This is a genomic window from Clostridium sp. cel8 (genome assembly GCF_014050525.1).
Lineage (GTDB): Bacteria > Bacillota > Clostridia > Clostridiales > Clostridiaceae > Clostridium_B.
On the sequence record NZ_JACGAG010000005.1, the window covers coordinates 136,563 to 157,671 of the forward strand.

Genomic DNA, 21,109 nt, shown 5'->3' on the forward strand with positions numbered 1-21,109 from the left:
TATAAAATAAATTACTAATTTTTAAAACTATGAATTGGAGCAGGAATCCTTCCGCCTCTGTCTATAAAAGTTTCACTTGAAAATTTGCTTATAGGCATTATAGGTGCCATGCCAAGAAGACCTCCAAAATTTACTTTATCGCCTACTTTTTTACCGTATACAGGAATTACCCTTACAGCAGTTGTTTTGTTATTTACCATTCCAATAGCTGCTTCATCTGCAATTATTCCAGATATGGTAGATGCTGGTGTATCTCCAGGTATACCTATCATATCAAGACCTACTGAACATACACAAGTCATTGCCTCCAATTTTTCAATATTTAGAGAACCTACATTTACTGCATTTATCATGCCTTCATCTTCACTTACAGGTATAAATGCTCCGCTTAACCCTCCAACTTGGGATGCTGCCATTATACCGCCTTTTTTTACAGCATCATTTAACATTGCAAGAGCTGCAGTGGTTCCTGGACATCCACAGCTTTCAATTCCTATTTCTTCTAAGACTCTAGCAACGCTGTCACCTACAGCAGGAGTAGGAGCAAGAGATAGATCAACTATTCCAAAAGGAACATTTAATCTTTTTGAAGCTTCACAAGCTACTAGTTGCCCCATTCTTGTTATTTTAAAAGCAGTCTTTTTTATTGTTTCGGCAACTGTATTAAAATCTTCACCACGAACTTCTTCTAAGGCACATTTTACAACACCAGGTCCACTTACTCCAACATTTATAATACTTTCTGCTTCTCCTACTCCATGGAAGGCACCTGCCATGAAAGGATTATCTTCAACTGCATTTGCAAATACTACAAGCTTTGCACATCCTATACTCTCATTATCTCTAGATAGATAAGCAGTCTTTTTAACTATTTCTCCCATGTGCTTTACTGCATCCATATTTATACCGGATCGTGTGCTTCCAACATTAACAGAAGAACATACTTTTTCTGTTACAGATAGAGCTTCAGGAATTGAGTCTATTAGTATTCTGTCGCCTTTTGTATAACCTTTGTGTACAAGAGCTGAAAATCCACCTATAAAGTCAATTCCAAGAGTTTTTGTAGCTTTATCCAGTACTTTTGCAAATTCTACATAGCTTAAATCTGAAGTAGCTTGAGCTATTAATGATATAGGGGTAACAGATACTCTTTTATGTATTATAGGTATTCCATATTCTGTTTCTATGTCATTGGCTACTTTTACAAGATGTTCTGCCTGCTTAGTTATTTTATCATATATTTTATTACGGCATTTTTGACTATCACTATCTATGCAGTCAAGAAGTGATATACCCATTGTAATTGTCCTTATATCAAGATTTTCTTTTTCTATCATATTTATTGTTTCCATTATATTTTTAAAATTAATCATTGGAGCTCCTCCTATATTTTTAACAGTGAAAAATATATTAAATCTCATGCATTGAAGTAAATATATCTTCTCTTTGAATTTTAATTGAAACGTGTATTTTATTCGCCATATCTTTAAGTATGTTTTTTAGTAAATTGAAATCAACTTTCATTTTTGATATATCTACTAACATTACCATTGTAAAATAACCATTTATAAGTGTTTGATTTATGTCTAGAATATTTATGTTGTTTTTTGAAAGTACAGACGTTACTTGGTGAATTATTCCAACTTTATCCTTACCTAATACGGTTATTATTGCCTTCATTTTTACATCTCCTCATTATATTAATATTTTGTCTTTAATTTTATAAATTTATAAAATTAAAAGAGGCTAGAAAAATAGCCTCTGAGAAATTAACTTTAGTGTAAAATATATATTTTACATATTATACAAAATCTCTGTCCTTTTACCTGAGAGTTTCGCTATTAATTTTATATAGCTTTCCCCTTCGGCGCTCAATAGAGTCTCTCCAGAGGTTCGTCAGATAATAGTCTATTAAAATTCAATTATCTTCATCCGATATTTAGCGATATTTAGATAAATTATAAAAGAATTATAGCACATAGTTGTGCTTAAATCAAATAAAAAAACTTACAGAAAATATACTGTAAGCTTTTATCTAACATTTATTTTGCTTGTTTTGCAGCTTCCAAAATTTCATCATAATTTGGATAGTCAGTAACTTCAGGAAGATAGTTTGCATATGTAACTTTGTTATTACTGTCAACTACAAAAGCAGTTCTTGCAAGAAGTCCAAGATCTGTTATATAAGTTCCAAAATTTTTTCCAAAGCTTCTGTCTTTATAATCAGATGCTGTAACTACATTTTTAACTCCTTTTGCTGCACACCATCTACTTTGTGCAAAAGGGAGATCCATAGATATTGTATAGACTGTAACTCCTGGTATTTCAGAAGTTTTTTCGTTAAATGTTCTAGTTTCTGTATCACATACAGGTGTATCTAAAGAAGGAACTGTTAAAAAAATTCTTACTCCCTTAGTATCTTTAAGAGATATTGGATTAAGATTGTTATCTATTACGGTAAAGTCAGGTGCAGTATCACCTACTTTTACAGTATTTCCACATAATTTTACAGGTTTTCCTTGAAATTTTAATTCCACTTAAATCCCTCCAAATAAATTATATTCTTAAATAACTATTATTTTTTAATATAATTTAATTATATCACAATAAAATATAATATGCAATCAAATTAGAACCTATTTATTGGATATAATGTATTTGATATGAAAAGTAATTTGCGCAATATCTAAGAATTCATATAGATTAACAATAATTTAGTATATAGTGTATAATATAAAATGTAAAAATACTCATCTGTGAGATATTGAAGATAAGGAGTGTATAGTTGGATTGGAAGATTTGGGAGGAAAAATAGCAGTTGTCACTGGTGCATCTAGTGGTATAGGTAAAGCTATAGCACTTGATTTGGCAAAGTGTGGTGCAAATGTAGTTATAAATTATAAAAATAATAAAATTGGAGCAGAGGAAACATTACTTGAAGTAAGAAAATGTGGCTCCACAGGAATTATAGTTTCCGGTGACGTAAGCATATATGAAGAAGCAAAAAAGTTAATAGATAGTGCAGTGAAAAATATGGGGAAAATCGACATATTAGTGAATAATGCAGGAATTTCAGAAATAGGTCTTTTTATGGATATGAAAGAAGAAGAGTGGAATAGAATAATAGATGTTGATCTTAAAGGAGTGCTTAATTGTACTCATTGTTCGCTAAAATATATGGCTGAAAAAAAGTCAGGAAATATAGTAAATATATCTTCTATGTGGGGAAATGTAGGAGCATCCTGCGAGGCAGTTTATTCTTCAGTTAAAGGTGCAGTTAATTCATTTACAAAAGCCATTGCAAAGGAAATGGCACCTTCAAATATAAGGATAAACGCAGTAGCACCAGGGGTTATTGATACTAAAATGAATAAATGGCTTACAAAAGAGGAAAAAGATGCTTTGATAAATGAAATACCATTAGGAAGATTTGCACAAGCAGATGAAATAAGTAAAGTGGTAACTTTCTTATGTAGTGAATCTTCTAAATATATAACAGGTCAGGTTTTGACAGTAGATGGTGGCATGTTGTAATTTTTTTGAAATAATAATTTTTATTAAAAATATATTAAAAAGCCTAATAAATGTCCGATAAATAATTGGATGATGTAAAAATCTATAAAAATTTATAAAATAGGATGAATTGATATGAATAAAGTTATAATATTGGATGATATGGCATATATGAGGTATAGAGTTAAAGACACCATAGAAGATATGGGATTGGAAGTCTGTGAATCTAGTAATTCATTTGATTTTTTCAATAAACTTTCTGATAATATGAATGATATTGTACTCATAATATTAGAAGTTGGACTTAGTAATGAAGATGGATTTGAAATACTAAAAAAAGTTAAAGCTAAAGAATTCAATATACCTGTAATGGTTCTTACAAAACTTAATACGAGAGATGCATTTATAAAGTGTATAAAGGAAGGGACATCTGAATATATTTTAAAACCATTTAATACTAAGATGTTTATTGAAAGAGTAAAAAAGCTTATTAAACTATATAAGGATGAAAATATTAGCGGAGAAATAAAATATTTGAACTTTGAAGAGTATATTAATAAACAAATAGAAAAATCAAGACAGAAAAATACTGAGTTATCAATTATAATGTCTAGTATTATAAAGGTAAATGCAAAAAAAACCGATGAGAAGATAGAGGTTAATGATAGCTATCTTGTTTTCTTGGATGTAGTTTATGAAAATATCAAAAAGATTTTTAAGGTTCCAGATTTATTTGAAAAATATGGAATATCTGCTTTTATATCTGTTATTCCTAATTGTAGTGAAAATTTATCAAAATACAAAATAAGTCAGATGAATCATATATACAATAGTGTAAGAAATGAAGATTCAAAACACACGGAGTATGAACTTGTGAGTTCATCTGTTACATTTCCAAAGGATGGATTTAATAAAAGTGAGCTTTTAGATAAATTGGCTTTAAAAATGAAGCGTAAAATAAATGCATAATAATACAAAAATAATCCTATAGAATAGACATTATAAATATGTCAATCTATAGGATTATTTATTAAATAAAATAATCTATATAGAAATTGAAATTAAGTATTATTTATAATTAAAACTATAAATTTATATAGCTGGAATGAACATATCCAACTTGTCCACCTACATTGACTTTATACCAGAGGCCGCTAGTTCCTATGATTGAAACTTTAGTGCCATTTGCTAGAGATGCAATTACACGACCTGTCCATGGACTTAGACGTAAATTCAAAGCAGATGAAGGATTCTTTAAGGTTACGATTCCATATTTTGATGAACTTTTAGGCGATACAGTAGTTGATGATGTAGTTTGTGTAGAAGTAGATATGTAGCTTGCAAAAACATATCCAATTTTTCCACCTACATTAACTTTGTACCATCCATTGCTTGTACCTAGTATATCTACTGCTGTTCCATTTGAAAGGATACCTATTATATTGCCATTTGGAACATTTCTTAAATTTAAAGCAGAAAATTTATTCTTTAATTTAACAAATCCTTTTTTAGATGTATTTGATACAGATGTATTAATAGCTTTTGCAGTTGAAGAACTAAGAAGGTTACCTGTTTTTATATAATTTGAACTTACATATCCATAAGTTGAGTTATATTTTATTTTATACCAATTTCCAGAAACACCTACTATATTAACTGATTGGCCATTTTTTAAACTTCCAATTATATTAGAAGAAATGTTAGCACCATTTCTTACGTTTAATGAAGTTGATACATTAACAATTCCAGTTTTTATACTTGTGCTAGTTACTTGTGTACTAGTAGATACAGTATTAGGTTGTGATTGCTTTGGAACTGGTGATTCTAAATATATGTATCCCTTCAGAAATAGATTTCCTCTATCTTGCATTTGTGATTTTGTCAATTTTTTTACGCTTCCATCATAGGATCCTCTGATATTAAAGTTACCTTCATTTAGATATACAATATCACCAGATACATCTTCTACAAATCCTACATGACCATAGCCTTTTGATCCTCCACTCCAGACTGCAATTGAGTTTGCTCTAGGTTCACTTCCGTATGAATATATAGAATCTCTAGCATTTGCATACCACCAGTCTATAGCATTTCCATAAAATTCGGATGGAAGGGAAATTCCTAATTTTTCAATAACTCTTCCATATGTAAACCAGGTGCACTCACCTGAGTAACCACATCTTGCAAATATATTTCCAGTGCTTGTATATGCAGCACTGCCAATATTCGGTGTAAATCCAGAAGCATGGACATTATTTTTGTATATAAGAGGATCTGCAGCCATTAAGGATGCCGATATGAAAAAAGAAAACACTAATTTTTTAGATTTATTCATGCTTTACCTCCTAATATATCCTAATAAAATACAATTATAAACTATAAATAATTACATATTTTTTATCGAATGTTTTAAAGAAAAATTTACCTTGTAATTATTAATTTAATTATACTATATTTGTAATTAGATTTCATTTAATTTAATAAATATAAATTTTTATAGTACAATAGTGTAAAAGAAAGGATTCTATCGGCGAAAAATTATAAAAATGTTAGAATTTATGTGAAGGGTATAGTAAAATAATATATTATTACAACTTTGAAAGAGTTGATATTGTGAATTGCGATAAGGTTGAAGTAAAATTATCTGTACGCAAGCTCATTGAATTTATATTGAGAAGCGGAGACTTAAATAATAAATTTAAAAGTAGTGTTAGAGCAGTTGAAGGTACAAAAGTACATCAAAAGCTTCAAAGGCAGTACAAGTTACAAGCTGAGAAGAAAAAAGATATAGAAAAATACGAATCTGAGGTATTTTTAAATTATGAAATTGAGTATAAAGAATTTAAATTTGTTATAGATGGAAGAATAGATGGTGTAATTACAAAGAAAAATTTTACCATAATAGATGAAATAAAAACAGTTGCAGTTCCTCTTGAATTTATTTCTGAAAATTATAATCCGCTCCATTTTAAGCAAGCTGAATGTTATGGATATATATATGCGATGGAGAATAATTTAAAATATATAATTATTCAGTTGACCTATTACAATATAAATGATCACAGTACTAAATTTATAAAAAGAGAATTTGAACTTGAAGATCTTGAAAAAATATTTATGGATGTGCTGAAAAAATACTATAAATGGGTTAAATTTAAAGTGGAGTGGTATGTAAAGAGAAATCTTTCAATTAAGAATATGAAATTTCCATTTAAAAATTATAGAAAAGGTCAGAGAAATATAGCTGTTGCAGTATATAATACAATAAGAAATGGGAAAAGATTATTTATACAGGCACCAACAGGTATAGGAAAGACAATATCCACAATATTTCCGTCACTTAAGGCAATTAGTCAGGGTCTAACTTCAAAAATATTTTATTTAACTGCGAAAACAATAACATCATCTGCTGCTGAAGATACTATAAAAACCATGTTAAGGTTAGGACTTAGATTAAAGGTTATGGTATTAACTGCAAAAGAAAAATTGTGTTTTAAAGAAAATGTTAATTGTAATCCAGAAGAATGTGAATTTGCAAAAGGTCATTCTGATAGAGTAAATGAAGCAATATTTAGTATAATAAATGATAATGATTTTATTACAAGAGATATAATCTTGAAATATTCACATGAGTTTAAAGTATGTCCATTTGAATTTTCTCTTGATATTGCATTGATTTGTGATTTAGTAATTTGCGATTATAATTATGCTTTTGATCCACTTGTCTATCTTAGAAGATTTTTCGATGAAGGAGCAAAAGACTATGTATTTCTCATTGATGAAGCTCATAATCTTGTAGATAGGTCTAGAGATATGTTTTCAGCTGAAATATATAAAAAAGACTTTTTAAATGTGAAAAGCTGTTTTAATCAGGATAAAAAATTGTTGAAAAATTTAAATAAGATAAATACTTATATGCTTAAATTGAAAAGAGAATTTAAAAATAGTTTTTCTAATGTACCTAGTGAAGACTTAATCTATTCAAAGGGAAATATATGTGTTAGAAAAGAAAAATTTATAAAATTATGTGGAATGATGAGAAGTCTTTCTCTTAATTTAGAGGAATGGATAATTAAAAATAATAGCCATAAAGATTATGAAGATGTAGTTGATTTATACTTCAAAATTAATTCATTTATAAAAATAGCTGAATTTTATGATGAAAACTTTGTAACTTATATTGAAAATATAGAAAAAGATATTAAGATAAAAATATTGTGTCTTGATTCATCTCATCTTTTAGATAAAAGTATGAAGAGAGCTAAAGCATCTATATTATTTTCAGCTACCTTATCTCCAATGAAATATTATAAGGAAGTACTTGGTGGAAGCAAAGAAGATTATAATATAACAATGCAATCACCTTTTGAAAGTAAAAACAGGGAACTTTTAATAGCAAGAAATATTAGTACAATTTATAAAGATAGAGAGAAAAGTATTATACCTATTATAAAGTACATAAATGAAGTTGTGAATTGTAAAAAAGGAAACTATATAGTGTTTTTCCCGTCTTATCAGTATATGAATAAAGTATATGAGATATTTACAAAGCTTTATCCTAATGTAAGAACTACTATTCAAAAATTAGGTATGGATGAGGAAGAAAAACAAGAGTTTATGTCTAATTTTAAAGAAAATATAAAAGATGTATTTGTTGCCTTTGCTGTGCTTGGAGGAATGTTTTCAGAAGGAATAGATTTAAAGGGAAAGAAACTTATTGGAACAATAATTGTAGGCGTTGGAATTCCTGGAATATGTGTCGAGAGAGATGTAATGAAAAATCATTTTAAAAAAAAGAATAGCTTTGGATATGAGTATGCTTATATGTATCCTGGAATGAATAAGATACTACAGGCTGCAGGAAGAGTTATAAGGACAGAAAATGACAGAGGAGTTATACTATTAATAGACAGGAGATTTGTAACACAAAGTTATAAAAAATTATTTCCTAGAGAGTGGTATCCAAATCATATAGTGGATTCTACGAAAGATGTTAAAAATATATTATATAAATTTTGGAATGAATTATAAAACAAGGGAGGATTATAAATGAGTAATTTTTATGGGCTTTTAGGAGAAAAGCTCGGGCACAGTTTTTCTCCTATAATAAACAGTCTTGTATTGAAAAGAATAGGATTAAGCGGTACTTATAATTTATTTGAAGTTAAAAAAGACAATTTACAGCAATCATTAAATGCACTTAAAATATTGGAGTGCAAAGGGTTGAACGTAACAATACCCTATAAAATTGAAATTATGAAATACTTAGACGATGTATCAAAAGAAGCTAAAAATATAGGAGCTGTAAATACTATTAAATTTTCACAAGATAGATTAAAAGGATATAATACGGATTATTATGGCTTTGGAATGACTCTGGAAAAGTACAATATAGAAGTAAAAAATAAACATATAGTAATACTTGGAACAGGAGGGGCTTCAAGAGCTGTTGAAAGATATGTTGTAGATAATGGAGTAGGAAACATAACCTATGTTAGCAGAAATCCAAAAGAAAATTTTAGAAATGATTTTAATGTAATATCCTATGAAGAATTGAATGAATTGAAAGATGTAGACATTATAATAAATTGTACTCCTTGTGGTATGTATCCAAATGTTGATAAAAGTCCTGTGAAGAAAGAAATTCTGAATAAGTTTAATGCAGCAGTTGACCTTATATACAATCCAGAGAATACTCTATTTTTAAAAATGGGAAAAGAGCTTGGCTTAAAAACTGTAAATGGTATGTACATGCTTATAGCTCAAAATCTTGCATCACAGAAAATATGGCATGATATGGATATAGATATAAAAGTAGTAGATGATGTGTATGATGAAATTTTGAAAAGTATAAGGAGTAAAATGTAATGAAGAGATTTGAAAAAAATTTAGTACTCATAGGTATGCCAGGATGTGGTAAAACTACTATTGGGAAAATTCTATCATCTAGACTTAATATGAATTTTATAGATTTAGATGAATATATTGAAAAAAGTTCAAGTAGTACAATACCCGAAATATTTAAAAAGGGGGAAGAATATTTTAGAGATTTGGAGTCTAAAGCTGTAGAAGAAGTTGCAAAAGAGAAAAGCAGTATTATATCTACTGGAGGTGGAGTTATAAAGAGAAAGTCTAATATGTCTATTCTTAAAGAAAATGGAATAATAGTTTTTATAGATAGATCTTTGGAGGATATAATAAATGATATAAATACAGAAACAAGACCTCTTTTAAAAAACAATGAAGAAGAGATAAACAGGTTATTTAATGAACGCTATGATATTTATAGAAAATACTGCGATTTTATAGTTAATAATAGAGATATAGATACTGTAGTAAATGATATTATAAATCTAATTGGGGGATTAAAAATTGGAGAAAAAATTGATTAAAGTGAAAAATATTACAATAGGTGAGGGAATTCCAAAAGTATGTGTTCCTATAGTAGGAGAAACTGAAGATGAATTAATTCATGAATTAGATCTAATTAAAAATGTTGATTGTGATATTGTAGAATGGAGAGTAGATTTTTTTAAATATGTAAAAAATATAGATATAGTTATAAATACATTACATAAAATAAAAAATATATTAGAAAATAGGCCTATGATTTTTACATTTAGAAGTATAAAAGAAGGTGGAAATGTAGAAGTTTCTACAGAATTTTATGAAAATCTCAATCGTATTATATTAGGTACAGGACTTTTAGATATAATTGATGTTGAATTATCTAATGATGAAAATTATATAAAAGAAGTAATAAATATAGCACATGAAAATTCTACAAAAGTTATAATTTCAAATCATGACTTTTATAAAACTCCTGAAAGAGAGGAGATACTTAATCGTCTTTGCCGGGAACAAAGCCTAGGTGCTGATATTTGCAAAGTTGCAGTAATGCCTAAGAGCCGTCATGATGTACTTACTTTACTTGAAGCTACTTGCCAAATGAAAGAAGAATATGCAAAGGTTCCTGTTGTTACAATGTCAATGGGAGGATTTGGTGTTGTGAGTAGACTATGTGGTGAAGTTTTTGGGTCTGACATTACATTTGGATCAGTAGAGAAAGCTTCTGCGCCAGGTCAGATACCTGCAGATAAATTACATGAAATTCTTGAAGAACTCCATAGAAATTTATAAAATTTGTTGTACTGAATTTATTATAGTGATATAAAATAATCTTTCCTTTAATATATTAAATATATAATAATTATATCCAAAGTATATTTGTGTATTGAAGAAAGGTCACTTATGGAAAAAATAAAAAGTATTATAACAGAACTAATAGTTATAGTTGTTGCTTTTTCTATTGTTTTTCTTGCTGACTTAGTGGATATTCAGACAAAAGATTCATATCTAGAATCAACTGATGTAGAAACTATGGAAATAAAATTGAAGCAACATGAAAGAGAATTATATGAATTGGGAAATAATATAATAGAAATAAAAAATAATATGGAAGTATTGAAGAAAAATATTTATAAATCAAAAAATAATAAAGACAAGTATAATAAAATGGTGATAGAATATAATAGAGAAGTAAGAAAGTATAATAAGTATATGAAGATTTATAATAAAAAAATAGATGAAAGCTTTAAAGAAAATCATAAATATGAATCAAAATCAATAATTATAAATTGGATAGAAGAGGTTTTAGGAATAGATCTTGTAGTGGTTTAATATGAAAAATAGGTGATAATATGAAAAATAAAAATGAGATGTATCCTATTGTATTTTTGATATTTGGAATAATTTTAATGATGTTAGTTTCTGGACTTTCTATTAGAAGATATATTAAAAATATGAAGGCTCAGAGAGTATCCAAAGCTTCAAGTGAACAAAAAGAAGATAGTAAGATATTTTTTAATAAACCTGAAATTCATCCCGAAAATACTTCTCTAAAAATATATAAATCAAAAAGGGTATTGGAGTTGTATGGAGATAATAAATTGATTGGAAGATTTAAAATTGGACTTGGAACACAAGAAAAAGGGGCTAAAGAGAAAGAAGGAGATAATAAAACCCCTGAAGGAAGTTACTATGTATGTTATATAAATGCAAACAGCAAGTATAAATATTTTTTTGGAATAAGTTATCCTAATATAAAAGATGCTAAAAATGGATTGGAAAAGAATATTATAGATAAAACTACTTATAATAGTATAAAAATTGCCATAGAGGAAGGAAGGACACCGCCTTGGCATACAGCTCTTGGTGGAGAGATAGGAATTCATGGAGGTGGTACAGAATCTAATTGGACATATGGATGTATAGCATTAGATGATAAAGATATAGATATACTAAAGAACTATATAAATATAAAGAGTCCAGTTTACATATATAAATAAAAAGCATATTGAAATTAATAAAAGTAATGGTATAATGTAATTATAAATGAGAATCATTTATAATTAAAATTAATTTAAACATTTGAAATGTTTAAATTATATATTTTAAAAAAATAGACACCATACATTGGTGGGGAGGTAACTGTGGACTGCTATATAAATGAAGATAAAAAGAAGGCAATTCAATCATTAAAAACTTCAAAGGGTCAAATTGATGGTATAATAAAAATGATAGAAAATGGAAGATATTGTATGGATATATCAAATCAGATAGTTGCAGCTCAGGCACTTTTAAAAAGAGCGAATTTAATGATATTAAGACAGCACTTGGATAATTGTGTGAAAGATGCGTTTTTGAATAATAAAGGTGAAGAGAAAGTAGATGAAATAATGAATTTGCTAAAAAAGCTTTTAGATTAGTAATTTAAAAATTAATTTAGGAGGAATACAATTGGAAGATGATAGGCTACAAGATAAAACTTTAAAAATAGAAGGTATGACTTGTGCTGCATGTGCAAGAGCAGTGGAAAAAGCAGCACTAAAAGTTGATGGTGTAAGTGAAGCAAATGTAAATTTTGCTACTGAAAATTTAAAAATAAATTTTGATCCTGATAAAGTTAAAATTAGTGATGTTAAAAAGTCAATAGAAAAATCAGGATACAAGGCATTTGAAGAGTCTGAAAAGGGAGCTAACGATGCAAAAAGAAAGGAAAAGGAGATTCAAGGATTAAAGAATAGATTTATATTTTCCGCTATATTTTCAGTTCCGCTTTTAATTGTAGCTATGGGACCTATGATAACTGACAAAATGGGAATTGTACTTCCAAATATGATAAATCCTATGGATCATGCAAGAATTTATGCATTGATACAGCTTTTACTTGTAGTTCCAGTAATGATTATAGGAAGAAAATATTTTACAGTTGGTTTTAAATCTCTATTTAGGAAAAGTCCCAATATGGATTCTTTAATAGCTATAGGAACTTCTGCAGCTTTTATATACAGTTTTGTTTCTGTTATAAAAACATTTTTAGATGGGATTCAGTACCATATGTATTTTGAGTCAGCAGGAGTTATACTTACACTTATAACTTTAGGAAAATATTTTGAATTCCTTGCAAAAGGTAAAACTTCAGAGGCTATAAGAAAACTTATGGAGCTTGCTCCTAAAACTGCTAAGGTATTTAAAAATGGTAAGGAAGTTGAAATATCAATAGATGAGGTAAAAGTTGGGGACATAGTAATAGTTAGACCAGGAGAAAAAATACCTGTAGATGGTGAAGTTACAGAAGGGGTAACTTCAGTTGATGAGTCAATGCTTACAGGTGAAAGTATACCTGTAGAGAAGACAGTAGGAAGCAAAGTAATTGGTGCAAGTATAAATAAAAATGGATTTATAAAGTATAAGGCTACTAAAGTTGGAAAGGATACTGTACTTGCACAGATAATAAAACTTGTTGAACAAGCACAGGAATCAAAAGCTCCAATAGAAAAACTTGCAGATGTAATAGCAGGATATTTTGTACCAGTAGTTATAGGTCTGGCATTTATTTCATCTCTTGCTTGGTTTTTATATGGAGAATCATTTGTATTTTCTGTGACAATATTTATATCAGTACTTGTAATTGCCTGTCCTTGTGCTCTTGGATTGGCAACACCTACTGCAATAATGGTTGGTACAGGTAAAGGTGCTGAGTATGGAGTGCTTATAAAAAGCGGCGTGGCACTTGAGTCTGCTCATAAAATAGATACAGTTGTATTAGACAAAACAGGTACTATAACAGAAGGTAAGCCTAGAGTTACTGATATATTTACAGCTGATGGTATAGAAAAGGATTATCTTTTGAGCCTAGCAGCATCATGTGAAATAGGTTCTGAGCATCCTTTAGGTGATGCAATTGTAAAAGAAGCGAAAGATAAAAAGTATGAAATTCAAAATGTAGATTCTTTTAAAGCTATTTCAGGTCATGGTATTGAGGCTTTAATACAAGGGAAAAAGGTGCTTTTGGGAAATAAAAAATTAATGACAGAAAACAATGTAGCTCTTAATGATATGGAAGATAAGGCAAATGAACTTGCATCTCTTGGGAAAACACCTATGTATGTAGCTTTAGATAACAAACTTATTGGAATAATAGCAGTAGCTGATATTGTAAAAGAGAACAGTAAAAAAGCTATAGATAAACTTCATTCATTGGGAATTGAAGTTGCTATGATAACTGGAGATAATAAAAAAACGGCCTATGCAATAGCAAAGCAGGTAGGTGTAGATAGAACTCTTGCAGAAGTACTTCCAAGGGACAAAGCTAATGAAGTTAAAAAGTTGCAAAATGAAAACAAAAAAGTTGCAATGGTAGGTGATGGTATAAACGATGCACCTGCACTTGCACAGGCAGATATAGGTATGGCAATAGGTTCAGGAACAGATGTTGCAATTGAATCTGCTGATATAGTACTTATGAAAAGTGATTTAGTTGATGTTGTTACTGCTATAGATCTAAGTAAAAAAACTATAAGAAATATAAAAGAAAATCTTTTTTGGGCATTTGGATACAATACACTTGGAATACCTGTTGCAATGGGAGTGCTTTTCATATTTGGAGGGCCACTTTTAAATCCAATGATAGCTGCACTTGCAATGAGCTTTAGCTCAGTTTCAGTACTTTTAAATGCACTTAGATTAAAAAAATTTAAGCCTAGTATTTAAGGAGCACAATATGCAATTAAATAAATATTATTAAAATGAGAGGAGAATAGATATGTTTTTTAAAAATAAAATAAAAAAGACCGTACATGTGGAGGGAATGAGCTGTCAACACTGCGTAAATCATGTTAAAACTGCTCTAGAGGCAATAGATGGAGTTTCAAGTGCAAAAGTTGATTTAGGCAGCAAGACAGCAGTTATAAAATCTTCATCTGAAATTAAAAATTCAGATATAGAGGCAGCTATTAAAGAAGCTGGTTATGAAGTATCTTCTATAGAATAGAGTAGCCATAAGACAGTTATATGCTGAAAGTTATTTTCGGTATATAGCTGTCTTTTTTCTATTGACAATAAAATTTCATTAATCTATAATAACAGTATAAACATATGTTCATATATTCATATGTTATAAATGTTATAAAGTAAAATTTATGATTTTATTTAACAGAGGAGGGTGACTGTGTATAATTCTAGTAAGGTTAAGCTTAGCAGCTCAAATAAAATTAAAACAAATATTGATAGTGAAAATATTGTAATTATTGAAGGATTGGATTGCTCTAATTGTGCATCAAAAATAGAAGATAAAGTTAAGAATATGCCTAAGATTAAAGCTGCGTCCTTAGATTTTTTGTCAAAAAAACTTAAATTTCAAGTTTATAACGAAACTGAAATTAGTGATATTATAGAAGATATAAAAAATATAGTTAATAAAATAGAGCCAGACGCACAGGTTATATATAAAGAAGATGATGAAAAGCACATAGAAGGAACTTCTATAATTCATAATAAAAAATTACAAAATTTTATATTGATTTTTGGAGTGCTGATTTATATAGCATGTATTATATTTCGATTTTCTTATTGGACAGAATTTACACTGTATTTAATAAGTTATCTTATAATAGGTTGGAATGTACTTTTCAAGGCATTTAAGAACATTTTAAATGGACAAGTATTTGATGAAAATTTTTTAATGTCAATTGCAAGTATAGGAGCTTTTACAATTGGACAGTATCCTGAATCTATTGCAGTAATGTTATTTTATAGAATAGGAGATCATTTTCAAGATAAAGCTGTAGACCGATCAAGAAGGTCAATAGCAAGTCTTATGGATATAAAACCTGACTTTGCCAATGTAGAAACAAAAGAAGGATTCAAAAAGATAAAACCTGAATATGTAAATATAGGAGATATTATTTTAATAAAACCCGGTGAAAAAATTCCTCTAGATGGAGAAGTTATTGAGGGAAATTCTATGGCTGATACATCTGCACTTACAGGAGAATCTCTTCCAAAAGAAATAAATGTTGGAGATAGTGTTTTAAGTGGATATATAAATGAATCTGCAGTTTTAAAAGTGAAAGTGAGTAAAAATTTTAGTGAATCAACTGTATCTAAAATATTAGATATGGTGGAAAATGCCAGCAGCAAAAAGGCGCCTACTGAAAAGTTTATTACAAAATTTGCTAGGTATTATACTCCTGCTGTAGTCATATTAGCATTGGTAATAGCTATATTTTTACCTGTTATAACAGGAGATGATTTTTCAAAATGGCTTTATAGATCTCTTGAGTTTTTAGTAGTTTCATGTCCATGTGCAATAGTAATATCCGTACCTCTTGGATTCTTTGGTGGTATAGGAGCAGCTTCTAAAAATGGAATTCTAGTAAAAGGTGGAAATTATCTTGAGGCCTTGAATGATGTAGATACTATAGTATTTGATAAAACGGGAACACTTACAAAGGGAATATTTAAAGTTACAGACATTGTGCCCAAAAATGGATTAAAAAGAGATGAACTTTTAAGATATGCAGCTTTTGCAGAATCTTATACAAATCATCCAATAGGAAGGTCAATAGTAAAAGAATATAATAAAAATATAGATAAGAAATTAATAGAAAATTACAGAGAAATATCTGGTAAAGGAATTTCGGCTACTATAGATGGCAAACAGATTTTAGTTGGTAATGGAAGTTTTATGGAAAGTAATAATCTAGCCTATAGTAAAGTAGATAGCATTGGAACAATAGTACATGTAGCAGTTGATAGCAATTACATTGGGTATATTGTTATAGCAGATGAGGTGAAGAAGGATTCAAAGTTTGCTATTGAAAAACTTAAAGAAGCTGGAATTAAAAAAACTGTTATGCTAACTGGAGATAATAAAAAAATAGGTAAATTTGTTGGAAACAAGTTAAAGTTAGATGAGGTGTATACAGATCTTCTACCTAATGACAAGTTAGAAAAACTTGATTATATATATGATAAAAAGCATAATTCCAAAAAAGTAGCTTTTGTTGGAGATGGAATAAATGATTCACCAGTACTTGCAAGAGCAGATGTTGGAATTGCAATGGGAGGAATAGGATCTGATGCAGCTATTGAGGCAGCAGACATAGTTATTATGACAGATGAACCTTCTAAAATAGTTACTGCAATGAAAATATCAAATAAGACTAAAATTATAGTAAGTGAAAATATTGTGTTCTCACTAGGTGTAAAACTTGCAATTATTGTTTTAGCTGCATTTGGTATGGTAAGTATGTGGGTTGCAGTTTTTGGAGATGTAGGAGTAGCACTTATAGCAGTGTTTAATTCAATGAGAACTTTAAAAATAGTGAAATAATTAAAATATACTCCAAAATAAATTAGTACAGTATTCTTATACTGTACTAATTTATTTTTAAAAAACTTATAAAATAATAGGAAAACATATTGATACAGATAATTAAATATAGTATAATAGTCTAATAAGAAAAGCTTTTAGTTTTGATTAATCCTAGAAGTTAACCGCCCACAATCTTATAATTAAATATATTAATTGCGATTATGCCTATTGAATTATTCAATAGGTATTTTTTTTGAATAATTTTGCTGATTGAATACTAATTTTAAAAGCAAATATAGTATACTAATTATATAAATTTGCTATACAATAGATGAATTATATATTATAATTATTTTAATAAATACTAAAATTAATTATATGGGGAGAAATAATCATGTTATATAATAGCTTAAACGATGAATCTATTGAAAAAGATTTAAGATATTTGAAACTTCTTTCTAAAGAATATCCTACAATATCAAGTGCTAGTACAGAAATTATAAACCTTCAAGCTATATTAAATTTACCAAAAGCTACTGAACACTTTATAAGTGATATACATGGAGAATATGAATCTTTTACGCATGTTCTTAGAAATGCATCTGGAGTAATTAAAAGAAAAATAGATGATGTATTTTTAGATGGACTCACACAAGAAGAAAAAGCACAACTAGCAACAATTGTATATTATCCTAAAGAAAAATTAAAGATTGTTAAAAAACAATGCCAAAATATGGATGAATGGTATTATTCAACTTTATATCAACTTATAGAATTGTGTAAAAATGTGTGCTCAAAATATACACGCTCAAAAGTAAGGAAGGCATTGCCTAGTGATTTTGCCTATATAATAGAAGAATTGCTACATGAGCAGGGAGATAAAATAGATAAGAAGGCATATTATAGGGAAATAATACGTACTATAGTAAACATAGGGAGAGCTGATCAAATTATTATAGCTATTTCAAAAGTAATACAAGATTTAGTAGTAGATAGGCTCCATATTGTAGGAGATATATATGATAGAGGGCCTGGAGCTGAAATAATAATGGACGCACTTATGAAGCATCACTCTGTAGATATTCAATGGGGAAATCATGACGTGCTTTGGATGGGGGCAGCTGCTGGATGTGAAGCTTGTGTTGCAAATGTTCTTAGAATATCTCTTAGATATGCAAATTTGAATACAATTGAAGATGGATATGGAATAAATATGCTTCCTCTTGCTACTTTTGCAATGGAATTTTACGGTGATGATCCATGTAAAAGTTTTATACCTAAAACAATAGATAAAAATATAAATAAAAATGATTTAGATTTATTTGCTAAAATGCATAAAGCAATATCAATAATACAGTTTAAATTAGAAGGAAATATAATAAAAAAGCATCCTGAATTCAAAATGGAACATAGACTTCTTATGGATAAAATAGATGTAAAAAACCATGAAATAAAAATAGGTGACAGAATATTTAAAATGAATGACGTGAATTTTCCAACAGTAGATTGGAAAGACCCATATAAGTTAAGTGAAAGGGAAAAATATATTATAAAAAAACTTACTAGATCTTTTGTAAATAGTGAAAAACTTCAGAAACATATTAAATTTTTATATAACAAGGGAGGAATGTATTTAATATATAATTCTAATCTAATGTATCATGGTTGTATACCTTTAAATGAGGATGGAAGTTTTAAAAAAATAAATATTGACAATTCCACATATAGTGGACGTAAATTTTTAGATAAGTGCGATGATATAATAAGAAAAGCATACTTCGAAAAAAATGATCTTAGAAAAAAACAATATAATATGGATATGTTATGGTATATGTGGTGTGGAGAAAATTCACCTCTATTTGGAAAGAAAAAGATGACTACTTTTGAAAGATATTTCATAGACGACAAAGATTCTCACTATGAAGAGAAAATTCCATACTATAAATATAGAGATAATGAAGCCATTTGTAGAAAAATACTTAAGGAGTTTAATCTTTCTCCAGAAAAATCCCACATTATAAATGGACATGTTCCTGTAAAGACTAAAGATGGAGAAAGTCCAATTAAAGCAAATGGAAAATTACTTGTAATAGATGGTGGATTCTGTAAGGCATATCAACCTCAAACTGGTATAGCTGGTTATACTCTAATTTATAATTCTTATGGATTTTTGCTTACTTCTCATGAACCCTTTACATCTATTAAAGATGCAGTTGAAAATGACAATGATATTATATCCTCAACTGTAATTTTGGAACATGTTGTGAAAAGAAAGATGGTTGCAGATACAGATATAGGGCGAGAACTAAAAAAACAGGTTGAAGATTTGGAAAGACTTTTAGCAGCTTATAGAAAAGGATATATAAAAGAACATAAAAATTAAAATAATATTATATAATAGTTAATATTATGTGAAATATATGTAATAGATTTAAAAATGTAATAATTATAAGTGAAATTAGACTTAACCTATGTTATAATATATATAAATTAAGTATTTATATTTTAAATTTGAATTTTTAATATCTCTATATAATTTAAAAAATTTAGGAGGCAACCTATTGCTTAAATGTGAAATTTGTGGTAAGCCAGCAGATAAACATCATATAGTTTATAGAAGCCAAGGAGGAGTTGATTTTCCTCTAAATTTTAGATATCTGTGTTCAGAACATCATAGAGGTAAAAATGGCCCGCATAAAAATAGAAAAGTTGATTTAGAGTACAAGCTTGAAATGCAAGATAATCTTGAAAAATTATTAAATAAAGAGTTTTATACTTTAGATCAATTGGTAAAATTACTTGGAATAAATAAAGGTATGCTAAAAAAGCTTCTAAAAGAATATAAATTATATAAAGAAGGTTACAGGAGTTCAGACGTAATATTTAGACTTATGGGAAGAAAAAAGTACACAAAATATATGTTAGAAGAATATTATGATTTTATAGCAAAGATATAGCGATGTTTTGAAAATATAATATTGATTTATATTGGATTAGCTAAGATGACAAGTGAGGTAGACAAAACACTTGTCATTTATTAAAAATCAATATATTTTATTAAAATATTAAATTAGGTAAGGGGGCTGTTAATTATGAAAGAAAACATACTTATGTTGTTAACACTAGAAGAAATAAGCAGTATTACGAAGGGATTGAAAATTGCAGTTGACTCTATATCAGAAGGAAATACAAAAGCAGATGATAAAGTGAAAAATAATATAGAAGATGTATTAAATAAATTGATTCAAGTTGAGGCAGAGTGCTCAAGATAATACTATGCAATGTCAAATCTCAAGCTTTTAATTTAGGGGAGTCTAGGCTTCCCTAAATTTAAAATAGCATTTATATATGCTTTTTATTTTTGAACTTTTTAAGGCACAAATGACATTTAAAATAGGAAATGAGGAGAATGGTACACTATGAATATAGCATTTTTTATAACTCCAAAAAAAGATGTTGTTTATGAAAGTCCGGATTCAACTATGAAACAGATATTGGAGAGAATGGAATCTCACAGATACACTGCTATCCCTCTTATAGATAAATTTGGAAAATATGTAGGTACAGTTACAGAAGGAGATCTTTTATGGAAATTAAAGAATACTCCTGATTTAAATTTTAAAAATACTAATAAAGTGTATTTAAAAAATGTACCTAGACATATGAATAATAAACCAGTTCATATAAATGCAGATATGAAGGATTTAATATCACTTGCCATAAATCAAAATTTTGTTCCTGTTGTAGATGATAATGAGATATTTATAGGAATTATAAAGAGAAGTGATATAATAAACTATTGTTATAAAAAAGTGTTCCATGAAAATGATAAAGTTATTAATTTGGAAAACTAATTAGATGTCAACCGTTTTTGAAAATGTCCCAAAAAACTTTTAACATTAGCACCAGTTTTCTGGTGCTTTATTTCTATGCTGT

The 21,109-nt window shown here is 28.4% G+C and carries 20 protein-coding genes and 1 riboswitch; of the genes, 16 read left to right on the plus strand and 4 right to left on the minus strand.

Features of this window, described 5'->3' with window-relative positions:
* Positions 1–14 precede the first annotated feature (14 nt).
* From H2684_RS06785 to tpx, 3 genes are all read right to left on the minus strand, one after another.
* Entirely contained in the window at positions 15–1,373 is a 1,359-nt protein-coding gene (locus tag H2684_RS06785) for a PFL family protein (protein ID WP_182088636.1), read from the minus strand.
* A gap of 37 nt (positions 1,374–1,410) precedes the next feature.
* Entirely contained in the window at positions 1,411–1,680 is a 270-nt protein-coding gene (locus H2684_RS06790; protein ID WP_182088637.1) for an ACT domain-containing protein, read from the minus strand.
* Between the two features lie 124 nt (positions 1,681–1,804).
* Positions 1,805–1,899, minus strand: a riboswitch (glycine riboswitch).
* A gap of 143 nt (positions 1,900–2,042) precedes the next feature.
* Positions 2,043–2,537 (minus strand): thiol peroxidase, encoded by a 495-nt coding sequence (gene tpx / locus H2684_RS06795; RefSeq protein ID WP_182088638.1) that lies wholly within the window; start codon positions 2,535–2,537, stop codon positions 2,043–2,045.
* Between the two features lie 253 nt (positions 2,538–2,790).
* Here tpx and H2684_RS06800 point away from each other — a divergent pair, with 253 nt between their 5' ends.
* Both H2684_RS06800 and H2684_RS06805 read left to right on the plus strand, forming a co-directional pair.
* Positions 2,791–3,534: an SDR family oxidoreductase gene (locus tag H2684_RS06800; RefSeq protein WP_182088639.1), complete on the plus strand. Its 744-nt coding sequence runs from the start codon at positions 2,791–2,793 to the stop codon at positions 3,532–3,534.
* A gap of 114 nt (positions 3,535–3,648) precedes the next feature.
* Entirely contained in the window at positions 3,649–4,482 is an 834-nt protein-coding gene (locus H2684_RS06805; RefSeq protein WP_182088640.1) for a response regulator, read from the plus strand.
* A gap of 115 nt (positions 4,483–4,597) precedes the next feature.
* Here the strand turns inward: H2684_RS06805 and H2684_RS06810 are convergent, their stop codons facing one another.
* Entirely contained in the window at positions 4,598–5,848 is a 1,251-nt protein-coding gene (locus H2684_RS06810) for an SH3 domain-containing protein (RefSeq protein WP_182088641.1), read from the minus strand.
* Positions 5,849–6,126: 278 nt separating this feature from the next.
* On the opposite strand from H2684_RS06810, the gene H2684_RS06815 reads away from it, so the two are divergent.
* From H2684_RS06815 to H2684_RS06880, 14 genes are all read left to right on the plus strand, one after another.
* The gene (locus H2684_RS06815) at positions 6,127–8,544 is read left to right on the plus strand and encodes an ATP-dependent DNA helicase (RefSeq protein ID WP_182088642.1); all 2,418 of its coding nucleotides are present in this window, start codon (positions 6,127–6,129) and stop codon (positions 8,542–8,544) included.
* Positions 8,545–8,562: 18 nt separating this feature from the next.
* A complete protein-coding gene (gene aroE / locus H2684_RS06820; RefSeq protein WP_182088643.1) occupies positions 8,563–9,381 on the plus strand; it encodes a shikimate dehydrogenase in 819 nt (272 codons plus the stop codon).
* Complete coding sequence (locus tag H2684_RS06825) at positions 9,381–9,905, plus strand: shikimate kinase (protein ID WP_182088644.1); 525 nt, start codon at positions 9,381–9,383, stop codon at positions 9,903–9,905. The genes aroE and H2684_RS06825 overlap by 1 nt, the downstream gene beginning before the upstream one ends.
* Positions 9,886–10,653, plus strand: coding sequence for a type I 3-dehydroquinate dehydratase (gene aroD, locus H2684_RS06830; protein ID WP_182088645.1), 768 nt, complete (start codon positions 9,886–9,888; stop codon positions 10,651–10,653). Before H2684_RS06825 ends, aroD begins: the two co-directional genes overlap by 20 nt.
* A 111-nt stretch (positions 10,654–10,764) precedes the next feature.
* Entirely contained in the window at positions 10,765–11,193 is a 429-nt protein-coding gene (locus H2684_RS06835) for a hypothetical protein (protein WP_182088646.1), read from the plus strand.
* Between the two features lie 20 nt (positions 11,194–11,213).
* Entirely contained in the window at positions 11,214–11,861 is a 648-nt protein-coding gene (locus H2684_RS06840) for a L,D-transpeptidase family protein (RefSeq protein ID WP_182088647.1), read from the plus strand.
* 156 nt (positions 11,862–12,017) lie between these two features.
* The gene (locus H2684_RS06845; RefSeq protein ID WP_182088664.1) at positions 12,018–12,281 is read left to right on the plus strand and encodes a metal-sensing transcriptional repressor; all 264 of its coding nucleotides are present in this window, start codon (positions 12,018–12,020) and stop codon (positions 12,279–12,281) included.
* A gap of 76 nt (positions 12,282–12,357) precedes the next feature.
* A complete protein-coding gene (locus H2684_RS06850) occupies positions 12,358–14,568 on the plus strand; it encodes a heavy metal translocating P-type ATPase (RefSeq protein ID WP_182088663.1) in 2,211 nt (736 codons plus the stop codon).
* 52 nt (positions 14,569–14,620) lie between these two features.
* Positions 14,621–14,848 (plus strand): heavy metal-associated domain-containing protein, encoded by a 228-nt coding sequence (locus H2684_RS06855; protein WP_182088648.1) that lies wholly within the window; start codon positions 14,621–14,623, stop codon positions 14,846–14,848.
* A 177-nt stretch (positions 14,849–15,025) separates the two neighbouring features.
* On the plus strand, positions 15,026–17,191 hold the full coding sequence (locus tag H2684_RS06860; RefSeq protein ID WP_347707530.1) for a heavy metal translocating P-type ATPase: 2,166 nt from the start codon (positions 15,026–15,028) through the stop codon (positions 17,189–17,191).
* Positions 17,192–17,567: 376 nt separating this feature from the next.
* On the plus strand, positions 17,568–19,556 hold the full coding sequence (locus H2684_RS06865) for a fructose-1,6-bisphosphatase (RefSeq protein WP_182088649.1): 1,989 nt from the start codon (positions 17,568–17,570) through the stop codon (positions 19,554–19,556).
* Positions 19,557–19,734: 178 nt separating this feature from the next.
* A complete protein-coding gene (locus H2684_RS06870) occupies positions 19,735–20,130 on the plus strand; it encodes an HNH endonuclease (protein ID WP_182088650.1) in 396 nt (131 codons plus the stop codon).
* 135 nt (positions 20,131–20,265) lie between these two features.
* Positions 20,266–20,445, plus strand: coding sequence for a hypothetical protein (locus H2684_RS06875; protein ID WP_182088651.1), 180 nt, complete (start codon positions 20,266–20,268; stop codon positions 20,443–20,445).
* A 147-nt stretch (positions 20,446–20,592) separates the two neighbouring features.
* Positions 20,593–21,027: a CBS domain-containing protein gene (locus H2684_RS06880; RefSeq protein WP_182088652.1), complete on the plus strand. Its 435-nt coding sequence runs from the start codon at positions 20,593–20,595 to the stop codon at positions 21,025–21,027.
* The last annotated feature ends 82 nt before the right edge of the window (positions 21,028–21,109 follow it).

Excerpts from the sequence above, each read along its gene's own strand:
- H2684_RS06785 (WP_182088636.1), bottom strand. The coding sequence starts at position 1,373 with ATGATTAATTTTAAAAATATAATGGAAACAATAAATATGATAGAAAAA.
- H2684_RS06790 (WP_182088637.1), bottom strand. The coding sequence starts at position 1,680 with ATGAAGGCAATAATAACCGTATTAGGTAAGGATAAAGTTGGAATAATT.
- H2684_RS06805 (WP_182088640.1), top strand. The coding sequence starts at position 3,649 with ATGAATAAAGTTATAATATTGGATGATATGGCATATATGAGGTATAGA.
- H2684_RS06810 (WP_182088641.1), bottom strand. The coding sequence starts at position 5,848 with ATGAATAAATCTAAAAAATTAGTGTTTTCTTTTTTCATATCGGCATCC.
- aroE (WP_182088643.1), top strand. The coding sequence starts at position 8,563 with ATGAGTAATTTTTATGGGCTTTTAGGAGAAAAGCTCGGGCACAGTTTT.
- H2684_RS06825 (WP_182088644.1), top strand. The coding sequence starts at position 9,381 with ATGAAGAGATTTGAAAAAAATTTAGTACTCATAGGTATGCCAGGATGT.
- H2684_RS06835 (WP_182088646.1), top strand. The coding sequence starts at position 10,765 with ATGGAAAAAATAAAAAGTATTATAACAGAACTAATAGTTATAGTTGTT.
- H2684_RS06840 (WP_182088647.1), top strand. The coding sequence starts at position 11,214 with ATGAAAAATAAAAATGAGATGTATCCTATTGTATTTTTGATATTTGGA.
- H2684_RS06850 (WP_182088663.1), top strand. The coding sequence starts at position 12,358 with ATGACTTGTGCTGCATGTGCAAGAGCAGTGGAAAAAGCAGCACTAAAA.
- H2684_RS06855 (WP_182088648.1), top strand. The coding sequence starts at position 14,621 with ATGTTTTTTAAAAATAAAATAAAAAAGACCGTACATGTGGAGGGAATG.
- H2684_RS06865 (WP_182088649.1), top strand. The coding sequence starts at position 17,568 with ATGTTATATAATAGCTTAAACGATGAATCTATTGAAAAAGATTTAAGA.
- H2684_RS06875 (WP_182088651.1), top strand. The coding sequence starts at position 20,266 with ATGAAAGAAAACATACTTATGTTGTTAACACTAGAAGAAATAAGCAGT.
- H2684_RS06880 (WP_182088652.1), top strand. The coding sequence starts at position 20,593 with ATGAATATAGCATTTTTTATAACTCCAAAAAAAGATGTTGTTTATGAA.